Raw genomic sequence first — 19,634 nt, forward strand, 5'->3', positions numbered from 1 at the left:
GGACTGGTACATATGTCGGAAAAAGCAAAATTTCAGGAGACAGTAAATTTTATCAGGGATAAGTTTACCGAGAAGGCAGATTTGGCCATGATTTTAGGCAGCGGTTTAGGTATTCTTGCCGATGCCGTGGAAGATAAAAAAGTTATAGATTATAAGGATATCCCTAATTTTCCCGTTTCAACAGTGGAAGGCCACGCCGGCCAGTTGGTTTTCGGGCGGCTGGAAGGGAAAAAGGTTTTGCTTATGAACGGGCGGTTCCATTATTATGAGGGATATCACATTAAAGAAGTGGTGTATCCGGTACGGGTGATGCAGTTATTGGGGATAAAAATCCTGCTTGTTACCAACGCCGCAGGTGGTATCAACCATGCCTTTGCGCCGGGAGACCTAATGATTATTGAAGACCATATCAATTTAATGGGTACCAACCCGTTGCTGGGGCCCAATGAAGAGGAGTTCGGCCCCAGGTTTCCTGATATGTCTGAGGCTTATAACAAGGGTTTGCGGAAACTGGCCGAAAGAGTGGCCAGGGAAGAAAAGATTGAATACAGGAAAGGCGTATATGCCGGGTTGGCGGGTCCTTCTTACGAAACTCCGGCGGAAATAAAGTACCTCCGGTATATCGGCGCTGATGCCGTGGGAATGTCCACGGTGCCCGAAGTAATAGTGGCTAATCATGGAGGTATGCGGGTGCTGGGCATTTCCTGCATAACCAACATGGCAGCCGGAGTACTGCCGCAGAAACTTAGTCATGAGGAAGTAATGGAAACAGCTAACCGGGTAAGGGATAAGTTTATCAAGCTGGTTAGGGGCATTGTCCGAGAGGTGAAAATTTAGTGCGGGCTTACGATATTATTTTAAAAAAGAGAAACGGACAGGAACTGTCCACTGAAGAAATCAACTTCCTCATTGAGGGATATATGTCCGGTAAGGTAGCTGATTACCAGATGTCCGCCTGGGCCATGACTGTGTTTTTCCGGGGAATGACCGAGCGGGAGACGGCCGACCTGACTATGGCCATGGTTAGGTCAGGGGAACAGGTGAACCTCTCACCTATCGAGGGGATAAAAGTAGACAAGCATTCTACTGGGGGCGTGGGAGACAAAACTACCCTTGTACTTGGCCCACTGGTAGCGGCAGCTGGGGTGCCGGTGGCCAAAATGTCGGGCCGGGGTCTGGGGCATACCGGCGGAACCATTGACAAGCTGGAATCAATTCCCGGTTTTCAAACGGGAATTAAGAAGGAACAGTTTTTCAACAATGTAAACCAAATAAAAATTGCCGTGGCCGGGCAGACGGGCAACCTCACGCCTGCTGATAAAAAATTGTATGCTTTACGCGATGTTACGGCCACGGTAGATTCAATTCCCCTTATTGCCAGCAGTATCATGAGCAAAAAAATAGCTGCCGGAGCTGACGCCATAGTGCTGGATGTAAAAACAGGCTGTGGTGCTTTTATGAAAACAGAAGAAGATGCTTTTAAGCTTGCCGCCACCATGGTTGGCATCGGCGCCAAGGTAGGCCGGAAAACAACAGCGGTAGTAACCGATATGGACCAGCCTTTGGGCAACACTGTAGGCAATGCTCTGGAAGTAAAAGAAGCTATTTTGACTCTTAAAGATAAAGGTCCGGCCGACCTGACGGAATTGTGTTATACGTTAGGCAGTAGAATGCTTGTACTTGGAGGCAGGGCGAATACTTACGACGAAGGCCGGAAAATTTTGGAGGAGTTGTTGAAATCCGGGGCGGCCCTGTCGAAATTGAAAGAACTGGTGGAAGCCCAGGGCGGCGATGGTACTGTTATCGAAAACGAAGAACTATTGCCGGAAGCGAAGTATTCCTTGCCGCTTAAAGCAGCGGCAGACGGTTATGTCTATGCCATTAATGCAGAACAGGTGGGTATAGCTGCCATGGTACTGGGAGCAGGCCGCGAAACAAAAGAAGACGTTATCGACCCGGCTGTGGGCATTATAATTAACAAAAAACGGGGCGAGGAAGTCAAGTCAGGAGAAATATTGGCTACCATTTACTATAACGATGAACATAGAGCGAGGGATGCAGAGCGTATACTACTGGCAGCTTATACAATAAAAAATGAAAAACCCCTTGACCGCCCGTTAATTTTTGGGTATGTCGATGAGACGGGAAGTTATAGGATATAACCTGAAGCCCCCTTATACGGAAGGGGGCTTCAGGTTATCCGAAAAAAATTTAATGGAAGAGGGCTAAAATCAGGGTCCGAATTTTTGGCCAGAACCAGGTCCGAAGCCGGGGAAACCGGGCCTGAAGCCAGGGAAGCCAGGTCCAAAGCCAGGTCCAAAGCCAGGTCCGAAGCCGGGGAAACCGGGCCTGAAGCCAGGGAAGCCAGGTCCGAAGCCAGGGAAACCGGGCCTGAAGCCAGGGAAACCGGGTCCGAAGCCAGGGAAACCGGGTCCGAAGCCAGGGAAACCGGGTCCGAAGCCAGGGAAACCGGGTCCGAAGCCGGGAAAGCCGGGTGTGAAACCGCCATCAACTTCAAATTTATTCATAGAATAGGTCACTCCCTTTTAGGTTAGTTCATTTTATATTATTTAAACTTATGTTTAATTGCCACCCCTGTTTTGAGGAAAGTTAACATAAAAAAGTACAGTTCTTACTGTACTTTTATGCTGCTGCGATGCGGGTTTTAATAAAAAACTCGTGTAATTTTTACTGCTGTCTGCCAGCCAAAAGATCGGCTCCGTTTTTCCAGAGAATCTTTTCCCTTTCTGCGGAGGTCAACGGTATCCGGTGAAAGGCTTCCAGTTCCTGCTTATGTTTGGCGACGGGGTAATCGGTACCGAACAGGACTTTATTTATATCGTGAGATCTGATTAAACGGGCTATTTCTACCGGGGGAAGAATCCAGGTGGTGCTTGAGGTATCTATGTAAATATCCTTTCCCAGCAGGTAATCTTTTGCTTCCTGCCATTTAGACCACCCACCCAGGTGGGCGGCAATGATTTTCATTTTGGGGAAGGATTCTATAACCCGTTTGAGGCGGGCAGGATGAGAAAGGTCTGACTTGCGGTCACCAACATGAAACATCACCAGGAAGCGGTCTTCTATTGCTTCGTAGACAGGCCACATGCGGGGATCGTCTATGGCAAACTGCTGAAACTCGGCATGAAATTTGATACCCGTTAAGCCCAGCGTTTCCATGCGGTCAAGTTCAGAAAAGGGATCGGGGTAATCAACGTGAATGCTGCCGAAACCGATAATGTGATCTGAACACTGTTTGGCTATCCAATTATTGTTTATCTGTACCTGGTCCGGATTAGTGGCAGCAGCGTGGAGGCATAACTTGGTAATGCCTGCTTCCTGAGCCGACTGCAGCAGGTCTGACAAGGTTCCCATACCGGCAATGCTGATTTTATAATGATTAGCCAGTTGATTGACGGCTAAATGGGCAATTTTTTCTGGAAATGCGTGAGTATGGAAATCAATAATCGCCATGGTTTACCTCCCCAGAATAAACACCATAGGTAAAAAACAATAACTAATCATGTTCGATAAAATCGAACAAAATCCTTCTTAAAAAAGATCAAAATTCACATTCTTTTAAATGGAAGGGCACCGTTGTCACCACAACATCCGTCTGGAATACAAGCAGGTTTTGCAGCATCAAACCTGTCTGGTTATGCAGGAACCGGTGCCACCACCGGCAGGTAACAAATTCAGGGATCAAAACTGTTACCACTTCACCTGGCTTCTTATTTCTGTCTGCTTCCCGGATGTAATTCATCAGCGGTTCTAAAACAGATCTATATGGAGAATCGATAATTACCAGTTCAATACCGGGATTCCAGGCTTCCCATTTTTTACGGAATTTATCGGTAAATTCCTTATCAATGGATATGTGTACTACTTTGATGTCATCACTTAGCTTTCGGGCATAATCTATGGTATTGGCGACCACATTGGTCAAACTTGCGGCCGGGATTATAATTTTATGCTTTAAGCCGGTCGGAACTCTATAATTGTCAAAATCTAGCTGCTTCTTAACATCGGCGTAATGTTTGTTTGTTTTACTGAAAAGGTAGACCATTGCGACTATAATGATAAAAACTACCCAGGCTCCATGGGTGAACTTGGTAGTGGCAATTACCAGGGTAACCATGCCTGTAACAATGGCCCCTATCCCGTTAACTGCAAGTTTGGTGCGCCATTTTCCTGTTTGATGGGCCAGCCATCTTTTTACCATCGCTGTTTGGGCTAAAGTAAAAGAAGTAAAAACGCCGACCGCATAAAGGGGAATCAAACGAGTCGTAATTCCGTCAAAAATGATGAGCAAAAGAGCTGCCAAAAATCCCAATAAGACAATACCGTTGCTGAAGACTAAGCGATCTCCGCGCAAAGCAAGATAACGTGGCAAAAAGCCATCACGGGCCATCAATGAAGCAAGCATGGGAAAACCGGCAAAGGCAGTGTTCGCGGCCAGGGCCAGGATTAAAAAAGTGGCGGCCTGGAACAGGTAAAACAGGATCCCTTTACCAAAAATAATTTTGGCTACCTGAGAAATAACAGTCATGTTTTCTGTTGGTGTAACTCCCAACTGCTGGGTAAGGATGGTTAAACCGCTGAACATGAAAAACAGCAAAAAGGCTAACAAAGTTAAAACTATTTTGGCATTTCTGTTTTCCGGTACCTTGAAATTAGGTACAGCGTTGCTTACGGCTTCCACACCGGTTAAAGCTGCACAGCCGGAAGAAAAGGCTCTTAAAACTAGCCAGACTAGAGCTAGGGAACTCAGGTTAACCTGGGCTGTGGCAGCCGCCAGGTGTGAGGCCGGTAGGTGGCCCGCAAACAGTTTGTATAATCCGTAAACTATCAACACAAACATACCGAAGATAAATGAATAAGTAGGATAGCTGAAAATGGTTGCTGATTCCGTTATACCTCTCAGGTTAAGAAGAACCAAAGTGAGTACCACCAGCAGGCACAGTAACACCCTATACTTGTCCAGCGGGGTATAAGCGGAAATAAAAGCGGCAACACCGGCGGAAACAGAGACTGCAACAGTTAAAATATAATCAAAGAGAAGAGCTGCTCCCGCTACAAGGCCCGGGTAAATACCTAGGTGCTCCTTGGAAACGATGTAAGCGCCACCGCTGCTTTTGGGAAAGGCGTCAATAATCTGCATATAGCTGAAAGCCACAATAAAAAGCAATATAACTATTGCTGCCGAAATAGGAGCAATAAAATGAAAAGAGGCCAAACCTATAACAGGAACCAGGACGTGCAGGATTTCTTCACCGGCATAGGCTACCGACGATAAAGCATCCGATGACAGGATGGCCAGCCCTTTTAGAACTGAGAAGCGTTCGTGCGTTATCCTGGCTGATTCTAACGGTTTACCTATGACAATTTGCCGCAGCAGTTTTAACATAAATTGATGCTACCTCCATGGATTGATCTTCTCTTCCGAAACAGGTTTGAAAAATTTATACTAACAAAGTAATGTTGCCAAATTCTCCGCAATTATACAGGTGGCTGTTAAATCGAGCGGGGAATACTACTACATGGCGCACATAATTTTAGCCATATCAAGAAATACTGTTAATACGAAAAAGCATTTAAGGGGGAAATTATTTTGGACTACAAATTGAAGAAACTAATTGGTCTTTTCTTGTTAACAACCATGATAACCATACTGTTTCCCACGCAGGGTTTTGCTGCTCCTGAACAGCAGCCTTTGCTGGAAACTACGGCAGAATCTGCTATACTTATCGATGCAGTGACGGGTAAAGTACTGTTTGAAAAAGCGGCTGATGTGGAAAGGCCGCCGGCCAGTGTAACCAAGGTTATGACCTTGCTGGTTGCCCTGGAACAACTGGCCAAAGGGAAAATTTCTCTGTCTGACAAAGTAGTTACCAGCGAAAATGCTTCCGGGATGGGAGGTTCCCAGGTTTATCTGGAGCCAAACGAAGAACTGTCCATGCGGGAAATGCTGATTTCCATAGCTGTGGGGTCGGCAAACGATGCCTGTGTTGCTGTGGCTGAACACATAGCCGGCTCTCATGAAGCATATGTTAAGATGATGAACGAAAAGGCCAAAGAACTAGGCCTTAAACATACTCATTTTGCCAATGCCTATGGGCTTCCGGCAGAAGGACATTATACCTCTGCCCGGGACTTGGCTGTTATGATGAGGGAAGCTTTAAAATATCCCCTTTTCAGTAAGCTTACTTCCATAAAACGTTATGACTTGCGCGGTGGGGAGTTTGTCCTCTGGAATACCAACAAACTGCTGTGGTGGTATGATGGATGTGACGGCGGCAAGACGGGGTGGACGTCGGAAGCAAAATACTGTCTTGCGTCCACCTGCAAGCGCAACGGTCTGCGGTTAATCGCCGTTGTTATGGCTACGCCGGAACCCCGCAGCCATTTCCGGGAATCCATGAGATTATACAATTACGGATTTGCCCGCTATGAAGCTGCCAACATCGCCGAACAAGGAAAAAAACTTGGTAAGATCCGGGTGAGTAAAGGACAATGGGACTGGGTGGATGCGGTAACGGCCTCCGATGTGGCTATAGTCGTTCCCAAGGGCGAGAAAAAGTCAGTTACCTATAAGCTTGACCTGGTACCTTATGTTAAGGCTCCCGTCAAAAAGGGGCAAAAGGTAGGCCAAGTCACTGTAATGAAAGATAAAGAACAGGTTTTAAAGGTTAATTTAGTGGCAGCCCGTGATGTGGAAAAAGGCGGCGTCTTTAAACACATCGTTAAGCTTGTCCGTTCTACCATCACCCCGGCAGAATAGATTAAACCAGATATCTGAATTTACTCCAAGTCCAAATCACCGCACCGACTGATACGAGCTATTCCAGTCGTTCCGGGCATCAATGTCCCGCCAGTGGTAATTTGGACTTTCTACTTTCGACAAAACCTTACAATTGTTTTGCCATTAATTAGCAGGAAAAAAATTGCGCCTTGTAGAATACCGACAAAGCATTTATTTTGGGAGGGGTTTACCATGTGCATTTCGTCTGAATATAAAGAAAGTGTTTTGCTGGTAAAACTAACCGGTGATTTTGACATGGCTGTTGCCGATAACATCAGGTGCCATATAGATAAGCAGTTGGATGAAGGGTTGGTTAAAAATGTTGTTTTGGATCTATCAGACGTTGGGTTTATTGACAGTTCCGGTTTAGGCGTAATTTTGGGCCGATACAAGCGCATCAGCCAATTGGGAGGAAAAATGGCTATTATTGGGGCGCAGCCACAGGTTAACAGAATACTGGAGTTATCCGGTATCCAAAAAATAATTGACTGTTACAGTGCAGAAGAAGAGGCGCTGCAGGCGATGTAAGGAGGAGCGACCATGAAACTTAAAAACAAAATGAGCATAGAGATATTAAGTTTACCGGAAAACGTGGCTTTGGCCAGGGTAACTGTGGCAGCTTTTGCGGCTCAACTGGATTTTACGCTGGAAGACCTGGAAGAAATTAAAGTCGCTGTCTCGGAAGCCGTTTCCAACAGTCTAATTCACGGTTATGCTAGTAAAACCGATTGCATGGTTGGAATAAATGCCGTCATTTACGATAATGATGTTTTAGAAGTAGAGATTAAAGACAATGGCGTGGGAATTGCCGACATCCAACAGGCCATGCAGCCTGCATATAGCACCACGCCGGAGAGAATGGGACTGGGCTTTTCTTTTATGCAGTCTTTTATGGATTCCGTACAGGTAGATTCTGCACCGGGTCAGGGCACTACTGTTAAACTCACAAAAAAGCCAAGCAAAACTGTTGACAAACAGGATAATTAGGGGTGTGAAGCAATGAGTACCCGGTTATCAGAAATGAATCTGCCGCGGTTCCCTCTGTTATCCGACAAAGAAATGAAAGAACTTCTTATAAAAGCAAAAAACGGCGACCAGGCGGCACGTGAAAAATTAGTTAACTGTAACTTAAAGCTGGTATTTAATCTGGTACAGCGATTTTGCAACAGGGGCTACGAACCTGAAGACCTTTTCCAGATAGGCACTATTGGGCTGATCAAAGCGATAGATAAATTTGACTTAAGCTATGATGTGAAATTTTCTACATACGCTGTTCCTCTGATTATCGGTGAAATAAGAAGATTTTTACGTGATGACAATCCAGTGAAAGTGAGCCGCTCCGTTAAGGAAACAGCCAATAAAATTAACCGGGCGCGGGAAAAATTGTCAGCTTCACTGGGTAGGGACCCGACCATAAGTGAGATTGCCAAAGAGGTGGGCATGGAGAGGGAGGAAATTGTTAACGCTATGGAAGCTTCGCAATTGCCCACTTCAATATATGAAACTCTTTACCAGGATGACGGAGACCCCATCTACGTTATGGATGCGATAACCGGATCATCCGGCGATGAAGGCCAATGGTTTGAGCATATGGCCCTGAAAGATGTTTTGCAAAAACTGCCCGAAAGAGAAAAAAAAGTTCTCTTGCTAAGATTTTTTGAAGATAAAACCCAAACCCAGGTAGCAGAGATTCTGGGGATTTCTCAGGTTCAGGTGTCACGCATAGAAAGACAGGCTTTGAAAACAATCCGATCGATGATTGGTTTAAATGATAGAAACTGAAATTACGCGGGTAAAAGCCGTAGATTTTCCCAAAGGTATAATGCCGGAGGAATCTACGGTCATTATTTTTTACAGCTTCAAACAGAAGTTTTAATATCCACATTAATTACTTTGTTTGCATGAAATAACCTCTTTTAACGCATAATACATTTAGAACCGTCAGGAGATAAAAATGCCCTGACAGGGCAAAAAATATTGTAAGGAGGAGCTTTAAGATGTACGTCAAAGTGGCAGAAGTTATTGGAGAATCTAAGGACAACTGGAAAGACGCGGTACAAAATGCAGTGAACGAGGCTATGAAATACCATGACAACATTACCGGGGTTGAGATTTACAACCTTACTGCAGACGTTCATAACGGGAAACTTGTTGATTTTAAAGCAAATGTAAAAATTGCTTACACTGATTAGGTTTTGGAAGGACACCCAGGGTGTCCTTCTCAGTTATTTATAAAGATTTATAAAAAATTAGAAAGGAAGATAGGATTTGGCAGATCATATTGAGCCTTCGGACCAGCAACTGCAAAAAATTGTTTATCAACAAATGGTCCAGCAAACAAAACCCAAACCGCCTGTGCTAAGAAATGTTATCGGCGCTTTCTTTTTCGGCGGTTTGATCTGCATTATAGGCCAGGCGCTTATTAACATATATATGCAGTTTGGACTGGATCAAAGGGCGGCCAGTACGGCTGCTTCAGCAACACTGGTATTTGTGGCGGCCCTGCTGACAGGGTTAGGCGTTTACGATTCTATTGCTAAGTATGCCGGCGCGGGGACCATAGTGCCAATTACCGGGTTTGCCAATTCCATTGTTGCTCCGGCCTTGGAGTTTCGCAGGGAAGGCATGGTTCTGGGAACAGGGGCGAAAATTTTTACTTTGGCCGGTCCGGTATTGGTTTGTGGATTTGTCACTTCGTGGCTCATTGGGCTGGTAGTTTATTTAACGAAGTAGTGGGGGGTTAGTAAATGGTTGAAACCACAGTAGTAAACAGAGCAGTAAAAAAGCTTGGTAAGCAAACCTTTCAGTTGGCTAACCCACCTGTTATCGTGGGGGCCGCTGCCATTGTGGGTCCCAAAGAAGGACAAGGCCCGCTGGGAAATATTTTTGACCTGGTACTGCCTGATACCCTGGCCGGTGAAAAAACCTGGGAAAAAGCTGAACGCAAAATGCTGAAGGATGCCGTAAATATGGCTTTACAAAAGGCTAACCTGACGACGAAAGATATTGATTTTTTTATGGCCGGAGACCTGCTCAACCAAATAATCTCCGCTAACTTTACCGCCCGTGACCTGGGAATACCTTTTATTGGTTTATATGGAGCATGTTCCACCATGGTGGAAAGTCTGTGTTTGGGCTCAATGCTGATAGATGGAGGATTTGCCAATAATGTTGCCGTCGCGGCTTCCAGCCATTATGATACGGCTGAACGACAGTATCGGTTTCCAACAGAACTGGGCGTCCAACGTCCTCCTTCGGCTCAGTGGACGGTCACGGGAGCAGGTGCCATGGTAGTAAGCGGAACAGGGATCGGCCCTGCCGTAACCCATGTAACTATCGGCAAGGTTATCGACCTGGGGATCAAAGACGCCAATGATATGGGTTCAGCTATGGCCCCGGCCGCTGCAGATACAATTGTCGCCCATTTTAAAGAAACGACCAGGCAGCCTTCTGATTATGACCTGATTATTTCCGGCGATTTAGCCAGTATAGGCCATTCTTTAACTATACAACTGGTAAAACAGGCCGGCTATGATATGTCGAAGAATTTTACCGATTGCGGTATATTGATTTTTGACCCATCCCAGGATACCCATGCCGGAGGCAGCGGTTGCGGTTGTTCGGCGGTAGTTCTTAGTTCCTATATACTGGGGCAAATGAAGGCAGGGAAGTATAAGAGAGTACTGGCAATTGGTACCGGCGCTTTATTAAGCCCTACTGCCACGCTACAGGGTGAATCGATTCCCGGAGTGGCCCATGCCGTGGTGATGGATGCATATAGTTTGTCAGGAGGTTGAGCTTATGGAGTATTTTAAAGCATTTATAATCGGGGGCGGAATTTGTGTTATCGGTCAATTACTCATCGATTTGACCAGTTACCGGATAACTCCCTCCCATATACTGGTTAGCTTTGTAACGGCCGGCGCCATACTAAGCGCCATGGGTTTATATCAGCCCTTGATTGATTTGGCCGGCGCAGGGGCAACGGTCCCGTTGCCGGGTTTTGGTCATATTTTGGCGCAGGGTGCCATTAAGGGAGTTACGGAGAAAGGACTGCTCGGAGCATTTGGCGGGGGTATCGAAGCAGCTTCTGTAGGAATTGGCGCCGCTGTAATATTTGGTTACTTGGTGGCGGTGGCATTCACTCCCAAAGGAGAATAAGTGGAAATTTATGAAAAAGCAAACCAGAAAAGTTATTATTGTTACCGATGGAGACATGGTGGCAAAAAGGACTGTGGAGATTGCTGCCAGGAATGTCGGCGCCCGGTGCATTTCACTGTCTGCCGGAAACCCCACGCCAATATCGGGCCAGCAAGCTGTAGAACTGATTAAGCTGACGCCTCATGACCCGGTTGTCTTAATGGTTGACGATCGCGGAAACACGGGGTTTGGTAAAGGAGAACAAGTCCTGGATTACGTGGTCCGGCACCCCGAGATAGATGTATTAGGGGTGGTGGCCGTGGCTTCCAATACATCTGGTATTCAGGGAACCAGGGTAGATAAGTCAATTACCAGGGACGGCGTGATAGTCGACGGGCCCGTCGATAAATATGGACAGCCAGAACCGGCTAATCATAAATATCTGGAAGGGGATACGGTCAGCGTCTTGAATTCTCTGGATGTGAAAGTCATTATCGGACTGGGTGACATTGGCAAAATGGACATGGCAGACGATATCTCTAATGGAGCGCCGTTAACAACACTAGCGCTACAGGAAGTAATTAACAGGAGTGGATATAAAAATGGAAGAAACGATGGCTCCAAAGACCCGGGTAAGTAAAAAGTTTGATGAAAATGCGGAAATGTTGAAAAACGTGTTGGGAATTGGCGTAAGTTATGACGTGGCCTGGCGGGAGTTTGAGATAGCCGGTAAAAAGGCCGCCATCTTGTTCGTAGACGGGTTGATAAAGGATTTGCCCATTGTTGAAATAATGCAGAATTTTGCCTTCCTGGAACGCGAGAACCTAACGCCTAACACCTTGCACAAACTGTTAGCCAAATATGTCACTTACGTTAAGGCAGCTCCTACCGATAAGCTGGAGGATGTAGTCAACAAGGTGTTGGCCGGTTTCCTGGCGCTTATAGTCGATGGTATGGAGGAAGCCATTTTGATTGAGGCCCGCCAGTATCCGGGCCGAAATCCGGAAGAGCCTGATATCGAGCGGGTAGTCAGGGGTTCCAGAGATGGGTTTACAGAAACCATACTTTTTAATACCGCCTTAATCCGGCGGCGGCTCAGAGACCCGCGCCTGAGAACGGAAATTTTGCAGGCCGGGGTCAGGTCCAAAACTGATATTTGCGTGGCTTATCTGGAGGATGTGGCCAATCCTGACCTTGTGAAAACAATCAAGCAAAGAATTATGGACATCAAAATTGACGGTCTGCCCATGGCGGAAAAATCTGTAGAAGAGTATATTACCACCGGCAACTGGAACCCTTTACCACAGGTGCGTTATACCGAGCGGCCCGACGTGGCGGCGGACCACTTACTGGAAGGGCATGTTTTAGTGATAGTGGATACGTCTCCCAGCGTAATTATTGCACCCGCTACTTATTTTCACCATTTGCAGCATGCCGAGGAATTCAGGCAGAATGCATTTATTGGTGTATATCTCAGGTGGGTAAGGTTTATTGCGGTATTTGCTTCTTTGTTTGTATTGCCGTTATGGTATTTATTCAGCATTGAGCCGCAGCTTTTACCGGCATCGCTAAAATTTATAGGGGTGGAAAAACCTGGCGAAGTCCCGCTGCTACTGCAGTTAATTATAGCCGAAATTGGTCTTGACATGATCAGGCAGTCAACTATCCATACCCCTACGCCCCTGGCAACGGCTCTGGGTTTGATTGCTGCATTTATGATTGGGGATGTGGCAATCAATGTGGGATTGTTTACTGCCGAGGTAATACTTTACTTGGCAGTAGCGGCTGTCGGTACTTTTGCCACTCCCAGCTATGAGTTGGGGATGGCCAATCGGATTTTCCGGCTGTTCCTGCTATTGATGGTGGGAGCTTTAAAACTACCGGGGTTAATTATCGGAATTGGCGCAATTTTAATTTTAGTTGCCCGGACCAAACCTTTTGGAGTGCCGTATTTATGGCCGTTAATTCCCTTTAACTGGGCGGCTCTGAAGCACTTACTGGTTCGGCCCACGTTACCGATGAAAAACATCCGTCCGAGTATATTAAGACCAATTGATACTACCAGGCAGCCTTCTGCCGCTCCGGTCAAAAAAAGGTTGCCCCGGAAGGTTAGAAATCAAAACCGTTTATCCGGAAAGAAAAATTAATTTGGCAAGCGATGAGTGGGGGAACTTAAATATTTTCGGCGCTCGCAAAACCGGAAACAAAAAGGCAGGAGGTTCCCGCATGTTTGAAGATGGTGAAGGCCGCCGGGAAGTCCGGTACTCAACTTAAGTTGAGTGCCTATGGACGGGAGGCGGCCTGACTTTTAAGGAAAGCAATTTGTGCCGAAATTGCGCATTACCATTTTGTTGGTTTCGAGGAATAAAAAGAGAAAAAATGCTAATAATAAAAATTGTTATGTATGAAAGGAGGATAATATTTCCATGCCAGTTAAAGTTGGAATACCCCGCGCATTGCTCTACTACAGTTATTTTCCTATGTGGAAAGCCTTTTTTGAGGAGTTGGGAGCGGAGGTAATAGTATCGGGTAAAACCACGAAAAGAATTCTGGACAATGGCGTAAAAGAAGCGGTTGACGAAGTATGTTTGCCTGTTAAGGTCTTTTACGGACATGTTATCGAATTATGCGATCAGGTAGATTATATTTTTGTACCCCGGTTAGTCAGTGTGGAAAAAAAGGCATTTATCTGCCCGAAGTTCCTGGGTTTACCTGATATGATCCGGCATAACATTAAAAACCTGCCCAAACTTATTGATATTACTGTCAACCTTAGTAAAAAGCCCGCCAATATATACAAGGCAATATATGAAGCAGGGAAAATATTCACGTCCAACCCGGCTAAAATCTGGCTTGCTTATAGAAAAGGAATGGAACAGTTAAATAATTTTATCAAGTTAACGGAGGCGGGCTATATGCCTGATAAAGCCATTGAAGAGATGGCCAGGGGGTTGGTGGCGCAAGATTATGCGTCCCCCGCCGCAGGAGATTTAAAAATTGCATTGATTGGTCATGGCTATAACATTTATGACCGGTATATCAGTATGAACCTGATAACTAAGCTCATAAACCTGGGCGTGCAGGTGTTAACGGCTGATAATATTCCCCATGATGAAGTTGAGAACAAGGCATCATTATTGCCAAAAAGGCTTTTTTGGACTATGGGAAGGAAAATGGTGGGGGCCAGCTTCCACTTCATGCAGAGGGAAGACATTGACGGTATAATTCATGTGGCGGCATTCGGGTGTGGTCCGGATTCTTTTACCGGTGAACTCATTGAGAGAAAAATAAAACGCAATAAAAGCAAACCCTTTCTCAATCTTACTATTGACGAGCATACAGGCGAAGCCGGTATAGTGACGAGGTTGGAAGCCTTTGTAGATATGATCAGATGGAGGAAGTCTAATGAAAGTAACCTTTCCGCACATGGGTAATATGTATATATGTTTAAAAGCCATGCTTAATTACCTGGGGGTGGAGGTAGTCGTACCGCCGCGGACCAGCAAAAAAACCATGGTATTAGGGGTACAAAACAGTCCCGAATTTGCCTGCCTGCCTATGAAGGTTAATCTGGGTAATTTTATTGAGGCTTATGAGCAGGGAGCCGACACCATCTTAATGGCAGGGGGAGTAGGACCATGCCGGTTTGGTTATTATGCTCAGGTGCAGAAGGAAATAATAGAAGACCTGGGATTGAATTATAAAATGATTGTTCTTGAACCACCTCAAAAGCATATTTCAGAGCTCCTGGCCAAGATTAAGGAAGTGGCCGATAACCAGTCCTGGCTCAGAATTATTAAAGCAATACGCTTCGGCTGGTTAAAAGCCGTGGTCGCTGACCGGCTGGAGCAAAGTATACATTACTTACGACCCCGTGAACTGGAACAGGGCCATGCCGACCAGGTTTATCAAAAGGCTTTGCATTGGATTGACCGGGCAGAGAGCCCGCAAGAGCTGGCAGATGTGGAGAAGAAAATCGGTGAAGCTCTGAAAAAAGTGGAGGTGAACAGGAACAGGGACATCATCAGAATCGGTCTGGTAGGGGAAATATATGTTCTCCTGGAACCCTTTGTCAACCTGGAAATCGAAAGAAACCTCGGCAAGCTCGGGGTGGAAGTGGAAAGGTCCATCTACCTGAGCCAGTGGATCAACGACCATTTGTTTATGGGATTATTAAAGATGAAAAGCAGTAAAGAATCGAAATTAATGGCTTTGCCTTATGTTAACCATACTGTAGGCGGGCACGGACAAGAAAGTATAGGAAGCGCTGTAATATTTTCACAGCAGGGTTACGACGGAGTTATACAGGTTGCGCCATTTACCTGTATGCCGGAAATTATAGCTGAAAGTATTTTGCCTACGGTGAGCAGGGATAAAGATATACCTACCTATACCTTAATTGTGGACGAACATTCCGGTGACGCCGGGATAGTTACCAGACTGGAAGCCTTTGTGGATTTACTGCGGCGCAGGAAAAATTATAAGGAGGGTACAAAAAAATGTATGGATTTCTTGGGATAGATGTTGGTTCAGTAAGCACAAATATTGTTTTACTTGATCATGAAGGCAAGGTTCTAAAAAAATTATATCTGCGAACGCAGGGACAACCAATTGCAGCTTTACAAAGAGGATTGGCGCTGTTCAGGGATGAATTTGGTGACGCTGTGGAAATCTGTGCGGTAGGTACGACAGGCAGCGGACGGCATCTGGCCGGGGTAATCGTCGGCGCCGATTCGGTGAAAAACGAAATTACGGCCCATGCTGTAGCTGCTTCAATCGAGGTGCCGGGAGTACAGACAATACTGGAAATAGGTGGGCAGGATTCAAAAATTATCATCCTGCGGGACGGAATTGTTACAGACTTTGCCATGAATACGGTTTGCGCAGCCGGTACAGGATCTTTTTTGGACCAGCAGGCAGCCAGGTTAAACCTACCTATTCAGGATTTCGGCGCCATTGCCCTTAGGGCCAAAAACCCGGTTCGCATTGCCGGCCGGTGTTCGGTATTTGCCGAATCGGATATGATTCATAAACAACAGATGGGCCATTCCCTGCCCGATATATTGGCGGGGTTATGTGAAGCCTTGGTGCGGAATTATCTGAATAACGTCGGTAAAGGGAAAGAAATCAATAGCCCCATTATCTTCCAGGGTGGCGTTGCCGCAAATATAGGTATCAAAAAGGCTTTTGAAAAAGCTTTGCAGCAGGAAATCTTGATTCCTGAACATTTTGACGTCATGGGGGCCATAGGGGCGGCACACCTGGCCAAAGAAGCTGTGGCCGCAAAAGGCGGCAAGACCAATTTTCGCGGTTTTTCGGCAGTCCTGGATGAATACCAGGCATCGAGTTTTGAATGTAAAGACTGTCCTAACCTGTGTGAGGTTATTGAAATCGGAGCACGCAGCAACTTGTTGGCCCGTTGGGGAGACAAATGCGGGAAGTGGAGTAATTCCGTGGCTGCCCAACAGAATGCCGTATAGGCTTCAGAGTTTGCGTCTTGCATAATAAAAAAACCTAAGTTAAAATTAGTATAACTGGCAATTCTTGTTGGATGGGTATCTTGAATGATACCCATTTTTTCAGGGGAGGGAGCATATGTGTAATATTAATGCTTATGGGGAAGCTATTAAGGTTTTTAAAGAAAAAGACCCGGCAGAGATGGCCGGCAATGCCGGAGCGGTCTATGACAAAGAGAATAAAAAAATATTTTTAAAATATCTTCATGCCAGTATAGAGGTTGATTTCCCTTCGGGCGAAATAATATCTGACGCTAAATGGGAGCTGGTGAAAAACGATAAAGTATTAATTCTGCAATACCTGATCGGCGCTACGGGAGCCATGCCGAGGAATACCTGGATAGCATTTATACAATTACCGGGCGGCCCTCATCATCATCAACCTTTCGTCCTGGAGGCAATTAACCCACTGGCGGAGGAATTTGGCAATAAAATCGACGAATTCCGGAAAATAGCTCCACTCTTTGGCGCCACAGAAATAAAAATGGGGGACTATGGAGTGAGTATACCCGTATTTGCCAAGCTGCCTATGGCTGTCTGCCTACGACAGGGAGATGATGAATTCCCACCCAGTGCCAATATTTTGTTTGACGCCGGGGCGCCCTTACATTTAACTACTGCGGCGTTATGGGTGTTGGGAGTTGAACTTTCCCGCAAATTAAGGGGAGTTAACGGACAGCAGTACTCTTAATGCCTCTTCATTAATGATCAGAAAGGTAGGGGTCATAGTTTTGCAAAGAGTAACGGCTGCAATATTAATGAGAGATGATAAAGTTTTTATTGCCAAAAGAAAAGCAAACGGCCTGTTGGCCGGCAAATGGGAGTTTCCGGGCGGGAAAATAGAAAAAGGAGAAAGCCCGGAAGAGTGCCTGAAACGGGAGATGAAGGAGGAATTTCACATTGAAGTAAGTGTGGGCGCTTTTTTCGGTGAGAGTATTTATCACTACGAACATGGCGCTATTCATTTGTTAGCTTATTATGTACAATGGGAAAAGGGAGAGTTCAGGCCTCTCGTACATGACGAATTTAAATGGGTACCGGTTGCTGAATTAAAGGAATACGGTTTTGCGCCGGCTGATATACCATTGGCAGAAAAACTGATGAAAGTACTGGGAGGTTAGAAAATGGCTTGGGTATATTTGTTTATTGCGGGAATCTTTGAAACGGTTTGGGCTGCAAGCATGAAATATACCGAGGGGTTTACAAAGCTGTGGCCCAGCCTTGTAACTATTGGCGCTATGCTAATCAGCGTAAGTTTATTGTCGGTAGCCTTAAAAACCATTCCTATCGGGATGGGGTATGCAGTATGGACAGGTATAGGGGCTGCCGGTACAGTTGTGGTAGGTATTTTGCTGTTTAAAGAACCTGTCCAGATGTTCAGAATTATCTGTTTGGTACTGATCATTGCCGGAATTGTTGGTTTAAAATTTACATCGGAACATTGATTTGTAAACACATCTTTGATAAAAACATTTAATTTGCAAAAAAAGTCCTTTACATAAACGAGAATAACTTGGCTAAATATACCTATTATCCTCCGGATAAAGCAAAGAAAAATCCGGAGGATAAAATTTTTTGTGCAAGTACCGGTTTGGGGTATGAAATCAAACGTTAATATTAGACGGAGGTTTGCGATGTGATTGGTAAAGGGTATCAACTGAGGAAGGGCTTACCATAATTTACATGAAGGATTGTCCCAAATTATGTGGTAACATTAATGCGTACAAGTCGATACCATATTTTTTCACTGTTCAACAGCCACGGACTTCAAGAATTTTATTGTTAAGTTATCAGTAAGCTTACTTTAAAATTATTTGAGGGAGGTGACTTTGTTAATTTTTGGGATTCTATAACCTTTATTAAGAAAGGGGTTTTTGTTATGAAGCGTATCAAAAAATGGTTATCCTTAGTTACCGTTACAATGTTTATTGCATCAATTGCTGTAACTCCTGTTTTTGCCGCTACAACTAAAGTTTACACTACAACCTCATACTCGTCTGTTCTCAGCATGATAAAAACAATGTTCCCCAATTTTAAAGTACCGACGGTGCCAGCGCCAGTGCCTGCACCGGCGCCAGCGTCTGCACCGGCGCCTGCACCTGCACCAACGCCTGCACCGGCGCCAGCGCCTGCACCGGCGCCTGCACCTGCACCAACGCCTGCACCAGCGCCAGCGCCTGTACCGTCAAGTGACTTTAAATTTACTGCCTTTGAACAACGAGTATTGGAGTTAGTAAATATAGAGCGTAAAAAAGCAGGTTTGCAGCCGGTGGTGCTTGATAAAAAGTTAACCCTGGCTGCCCGGGCAAAAGCGCAAGATATGGTTAACAAAAGGTATTTCGGCCACACTTCGCCAACTTACGGCACCTTCGGTCAACAGTTGAAATATTTCGGCATATCCTATCGCAGTGCGGGTGAAAATATTGCTTCCGGCCAGAAAACTCCGGAAGCAGTAATGAAATCGTGGATGAACAGTCCGGGACACCGGGCCAATATACTGAGCCCTAAGTTTAACAAAATGGGTGTTGGCTATGCTTATACCAGCGCCGGAAATTATCATCATTACTGGGCCCAGTGGTTCACTAACTAAATATTTAGAGGCGAGGGCAAACCCCTCGCCTTTAATATTACCTTAAGAAACAATAAAACACTGTGTTTAAAATCACATCCGTACTGTCGCTATTATACTTTACTTTATTACTCTACTATAACAGCGGTGCCGCTGACGGTGACCATGAGCATACCGTCCCTGATCACTTCATAATCGAGGTCAACGCCTACAATGGCGTTAGCGCCAAGCCGTCTGGCTTTTTCAGCCATTTCGGCCATAGCTATTTCCCGGGCATCAACCAGTTTGCTTTCGTAGGCACCTGATCTGCCGCCTACGATGTCAGTAATACTTGCAAAAAGGTCCCTGACCACATTGGCGCCCATAATAGCTTCCCCTGCAATTACCTGCAGGTACTGAGTGATTTTTTTTCCCTCAATATTCGGTGTAGTAGTGATAATCATTCATATTCCCCCTTTTAAAACGGTATTGTTATTGTATTCCATAAATAGTCAGTTCATTCCTTCATTAATTGACTTGAAATTGAATGTATGTTAATATATGAGGAAAAGTTTCTTATACGGTCGGTTCAACCGTAGCAACGGTTTAAAGACAAGGCATATAATAC

Annotated in this window: 23 protein-coding genes; 20 read left to right on the plus strand and 3 right to left on the minus strand. The window is 45.5% G+C overall.

Annotation, left to right across the window (positions count from 1 at the left end; genetic code table 11):
• Positions 1-12: 12 nt before the first annotated feature.
• The 3 genes from Tfer_RS02190 (at position 13) to Tfer_RS16455 (ending at position 2,555) form a co-directional block, all read left to right on the plus strand.
• A complete protein-coding gene (locus tag Tfer_RS02190; protein WP_052216687.1) occupies positions 13-837 on the plus strand; it encodes a purine-nucleoside phosphorylase in 825 nt (274 codons plus the stop codon).
• Positions 837-2,162, plus strand: a complete 1,326-nt coding sequence (locus Tfer_RS02195) for a pyrimidine-nucleoside phosphorylase (RefSeq protein ID WP_052216688.1) — start codon at positions 837-839, stop codon at positions 2,160-2,162. Before Tfer_RS02190 ends, Tfer_RS02195 begins: the two co-directional genes overlap by 1 nt.
• Positions 2,163-2,246: 84 nt before the next feature.
• Complete coding sequence (locus tag Tfer_RS16455) at positions 2,247-2,555, plus strand: hypothetical protein (RefSeq protein ID WP_052216689.1); 309 nt, start codon at positions 2,247-2,249, stop codon at positions 2,553-2,555.
• 133 nt (positions 2,556-2,688) lie between these two features.
• Here Tfer_RS16455 and Tfer_RS02205 read toward each other — a convergent pair whose 3' ends face one another.
• Together Tfer_RS02205 and Tfer_RS02210 are read right to left on the minus strand one after the other, a co-directional pair.
• Entirely contained in the window at positions 2,689-3,474 is a 786-nt protein-coding gene (locus tag Tfer_RS02205; RefSeq protein WP_052216690.1) for an amidohydrolase family protein, read from the minus strand.
• Between the two features lie 88 nt (positions 3,475-3,562).
• Positions 3,563-5,407, minus strand: a complete 1,845-nt coding sequence (locus tag Tfer_RS02210; RefSeq protein WP_052216691.1) for an APC family permease — start codon at positions 5,405-5,407, stop codon at positions 3,563-3,565.
• A gap of 252 nt (positions 5,408-5,659) precedes the next feature.
• On the opposite strand from Tfer_RS02210, the gene Tfer_RS02215 reads away from it, so the two are divergent.
• From Tfer_RS02215 to Tfer_RS15830, 17 genes are all read left to right on the plus strand, one after another.
• Positions 5,660-6,781 carry a D-alanyl-D-alanine carboxypeptidase family protein gene (locus tag Tfer_RS02215; protein ID WP_242843544.1) on the plus strand — a complete coding sequence of 374 codons (1,122 nt, stop codon included), beginning with the start codon at positions 5,660-5,662 and terminating at the stop codon, positions 6,779-6,781.
• A 213-nt stretch (positions 6,782-6,994) separates the two neighbouring features.
• Entirely contained in the window at positions 6,995-7,330 is a 336-nt protein-coding gene (spoIIAA, locus tag Tfer_RS02220) for an anti-sigma F factor antagonist (protein WP_013120521.1), read from the plus strand.
• 12 nt (positions 7,331-7,342) lie between these two features.
• Positions 7,343-7,789: an anti-sigma F factor gene (gene spoIIAB / locus Tfer_RS02225; protein WP_052216693.1), complete on the plus strand. Its 447-nt coding sequence runs from the start codon at positions 7,343-7,345 to the stop codon at positions 7,787-7,789.
• Positions 7,790-7,801: 12 nt separating this feature from the next.
• Positions 7,802-8,584: an RNA polymerase sporulation sigma factor SigF gene (gene sigF / locus Tfer_RS02230; RefSeq protein ID WP_013120519.1), complete on the plus strand. Its 783-nt coding sequence runs from the start codon at positions 7,802-7,804 to the stop codon at positions 8,582-8,584.
• A 215-nt stretch (positions 8,585-8,799) separates the two neighbouring features.
• A complete protein-coding gene (locus Tfer_RS02235; protein ID WP_013120518.1) occupies positions 8,800-8,994 on the plus strand; it encodes a dodecin family protein in 195 nt (64 codons plus the stop codon).
• A 76-nt stretch (positions 8,995-9,070) separates the two neighbouring features.
• Complete coding sequence (spoVAC, locus tag Tfer_RS02240; RefSeq protein WP_013120517.1) at positions 9,071-9,535, plus strand: stage V sporulation protein AC; 465 nt, start codon at positions 9,071-9,073, stop codon at positions 9,533-9,535.
• 14 nt (positions 9,536-9,549) lie between these two features.
• Positions 9,550-10,599 (plus strand): stage V sporulation protein AD, encoded by a 1,050-nt coding sequence (gene spoVAD / locus Tfer_RS02245; RefSeq protein WP_052216694.1) that lies wholly within the window; start codon positions 9,550-9,552, stop codon positions 10,597-10,599.
• Positions 10,600-10,603: 4 nt separating this feature from the next.
• Positions 10,604-10,963, plus strand: a complete 360-nt coding sequence (spoVAE, locus tag Tfer_RS02250) for a stage V sporulation protein AE (protein ID WP_052216695.1) — start codon at positions 10,604-10,606, stop codon at positions 10,961-10,963.
• 10 nt (positions 10,964-10,973) lie between these two features.
• Positions 10,974-11,582 (plus strand): stage V sporulation protein SpoVABEA, encoded by a 609-nt coding sequence (gene spoVAEA / locus Tfer_RS02255; protein ID WP_052216696.1) that lies wholly within the window; start codon positions 10,974-10,976, stop codon positions 11,580-11,582.
• On the plus strand, positions 11,545-13,089 hold the full coding sequence (locus Tfer_RS02260; RefSeq protein WP_052216697.1) for a spore germination protein: 1,545 nt from the start codon (positions 11,545-11,547) through the stop codon (positions 13,087-13,089). Before spoVAEA ends, Tfer_RS02260 begins: the two co-directional genes overlap by 38 nt.
• A gap of 279 nt (positions 13,090-13,368) precedes the next feature.
• Complete coding sequence (locus Tfer_RS02265; protein WP_052216698.1) at positions 13,369-14,376, plus strand: acyl-CoA dehydratase activase-related protein; 1,008 nt, start codon at positions 13,369-13,371, stop codon at positions 14,374-14,376.
• The gene (locus tag Tfer_RS02270; RefSeq protein ID WP_052216699.1) at positions 14,348-15,463 is read left to right on the plus strand and encodes an acyl-CoA dehydratase activase-related protein; all 1,116 of its coding nucleotides are present in this window, start codon (positions 14,348-14,350) and stop codon (positions 15,461-15,463) included. The genes Tfer_RS02265 and Tfer_RS02270 overlap by 29 nt, the downstream gene beginning before the upstream one ends.
• On the plus strand, positions 15,442-16,422 hold the full coding sequence (locus Tfer_RS02275) for an acyl-CoA dehydratase activase (protein WP_052216700.1): 981 nt from the start codon (positions 15,442-15,444) through the stop codon (positions 16,420-16,422). Before Tfer_RS02270 ends, Tfer_RS02275 begins: the two co-directional genes overlap by 22 nt.
• A gap of 115 nt (positions 16,423-16,537) precedes the next feature.
• The gene (locus Tfer_RS02280) at positions 16,538-17,149 is read left to right on the plus strand and encodes a DUF3786 domain-containing protein (protein ID WP_052216701.1); all 612 of its coding nucleotides are present in this window, start codon (positions 16,538-16,540) and stop codon (positions 17,147-17,149) included.
• 40 nt (positions 17,150-17,189) lie between these two features.
• Entirely contained in the window at positions 17,190-17,579 is a 390-nt protein-coding gene (locus tag Tfer_RS02285; RefSeq protein ID WP_052216702.1) for a (deoxy)nucleoside triphosphate pyrophosphohydrolase, read from the plus strand.
• 3 nt (positions 17,580-17,582) lie between these two features.
• Entirely contained in the window at positions 17,583-17,903 is a 321-nt protein-coding gene (locus Tfer_RS02290; RefSeq protein ID WP_013120507.1) for a DMT family transporter, read from the plus strand.
• Between the two features lie 434 nt (positions 17,904-18,337).
• Complete coding sequence (locus tag Tfer_RS15830) at positions 18,338-19,048, plus strand: CAP domain-containing protein (protein WP_083436724.1); 711 nt, start codon at positions 18,338-18,340, stop codon at positions 19,046-19,048.
• Positions 19,049-19,155: 107 nt separating this feature from the next.
• Here the strand turns inward: Tfer_RS15830 and Tfer_RS02300 are convergent, their stop codons facing one another.
• The gene (locus tag Tfer_RS02300) at positions 19,156-19,470 is read right to left on the minus strand and encodes a heavy metal-binding domain-containing protein (RefSeq protein ID WP_052216704.1); all 315 of its coding nucleotides are present in this window, start codon (positions 19,468-19,470) and stop codon (positions 19,156-19,158) included.
• Positions 19,471-19,634 lie beyond the last annotated feature (164 nt).

The organism is Thermincola ferriacetica, from assembly GCF_001263415.1.
GTDB lineage: Bacteria > Bacillota > Thermincolia > Thermincolales > Thermincolaceae > Thermincola > Thermincola ferriacetica.

Bases quoted from the DNA above. Each gene is read 5' to 3' on its own strand.
- Tfer_RS02190 (WP_052216687.1), top strand. From the start codon at position 13: ATGTCGGAAAAAGCAAAATTTCAGGAGACAGTAAATTTTATCAGGGAT.
- Tfer_RS02205 (WP_052216690.1), bottom strand. From the start codon at position 3,474: ATGGCGATTATTGATTTCCATACTCACGCATTTCCAGAAAAAATTGCC.
- Tfer_RS02210 (WP_052216691.1), bottom strand. From the start codon at position 5,407: ATGTTAAAACTGCTGCGGCAAATTGTCATAGGTAAACCGTTAGAATCA.
- Tfer_RS02215 (WP_242843544.1), top strand. From the start codon at position 5,660: ATGATAACCATACTGTTTCCCACGCAGGGTTTTGCTGCTCCTGAACAG.
- spoIIAA (WP_013120521.1), top strand. From the start codon at position 6,995: ATGTGCATTTCGTCTGAATATAAAGAAAGTGTTTTGCTGGTAAAACTA.
- spoIIAB (WP_052216693.1), top strand. From the start codon at position 7,343: ATGAAACTTAAAAACAAAATGAGCATAGAGATATTAAGTTTACCGGAA.
- sigF (WP_013120519.1), top strand. From the start codon at position 7,802: ATGAGTACCCGGTTATCAGAAATGAATCTGCCGCGGTTCCCTCTGTTA.
- Tfer_RS02235 (WP_013120518.1), top strand. From the start codon at position 8,800: ATGTACGTCAAAGTGGCAGAAGTTATTGGAGAATCTAAGGACAACTGG.
- spoVAD (WP_052216694.1), top strand. From the start codon at position 9,550: ATGGTTGAAACCACAGTAGTAAACAGAGCAGTAAAAAAGCTTGGTAAG.
- spoVAE (WP_052216695.1), top strand. From the start codon at position 10,604: ATGGAGTATTTTAAAGCATTTATAATCGGGGGCGGAATTTGTGTTATC.
- spoVAEA (WP_052216696.1), top strand. From the start codon at position 10,974: ATGAAAAAGCAAACCAGAAAAGTTATTATTGTTACCGATGGAGACATG.
- Tfer_RS02260 (WP_052216697.1), top strand. From the start codon at position 11,545: ATGGAAGAAACGATGGCTCCAAAGACCCGGGTAAGTAAAAAGTTTGAT.
- Tfer_RS02265 (WP_052216698.1), top strand. From the start codon at position 13,369: ATGCCAGTTAAAGTTGGAATACCCCGCGCATTGCTCTACTACAGTTAT.
- Tfer_RS02270 (WP_052216699.1), top strand. From the start codon at position 14,348: ATGAAAGTAACCTTTCCGCACATGGGTAATATGTATATATGTTTAAAA.
- Tfer_RS02275 (WP_052216700.1), top strand. From the start codon at position 15,442: ATGTATGGATTTCTTGGGATAGATGTTGGTTCAGTAAGCACAAATATT.
- Tfer_RS02280 (WP_052216701.1), top strand. From the start codon at position 16,538: ATGTGTAATATTAATGCTTATGGGGAAGCTATTAAGGTTTTTAAAGAA.
- Tfer_RS02290 (WP_013120507.1), top strand. From the start codon at position 17,583: ATGGCTTGGGTATATTTGTTTATTGCGGGAATCTTTGAAACGGTTTGG.
- Tfer_RS15830 (WP_083436724.1), top strand. From the start codon at position 18,338: ATGAAGCGTATCAAAAAATGGTTATCCTTAGTTACCGTTACAATGTTT.
- Tfer_RS02300 (WP_052216704.1), bottom strand. From the start codon at position 19,470: ATGATTATCACTACTACACCGAATATTGAGGGAAAAAAAATCACTCAG.